Consider the following 291-nt stretch of genomic DNA (forward strand, 5'->3'; position numbering starts at 1 on the left):
AGCCCAGCGCCTCGCTGCGCGTCAGATACCCCCAGCCCGCACGGTGAGCGTGGATCGGCAGCTGGCTGTGGCGGCGCAGCTCATGCAGCCCCACCAGACCCACCGAGTTCAGCACCGCCATCACGCAGGTGCCACCCTGTGCGAGCACCAGGTCGTGGCGCCGTTTCATCTGGTCCAGGTCCCCCGTCAGGTTGAAGGCCACCATCACCTTCTTGCCTGTGCGATCCGCATGCTCGTTGACCACCCGCATCACCGCACGCACCCGATCGTCGAACGGACAGTGCGGACCGT

Annotated in this window: 1 protein-coding gene; it reads right to left on the bottom strand. The window is 67.0% G+C overall.

The window, feature by feature from the left end; all coding sequences use genetic code 11:
* Window positions 1-291: RuBisCO large subunit C-terminal-like domain-containing protein (locus VSR72_RS44120; RefSeq protein WP_342958429.1), on the bottom strand; the 291-nt coding region annotated here is incomplete at both ends.

This window comes from Paraburkholderia sp. JHI869 (genome assembly GCF_038900775.1).
Taxonomy (GTDB): Bacteria; Pseudomonadota; Gammaproteobacteria; order Burkholderiales; family Burkholderiaceae; genus Paraburkholderia.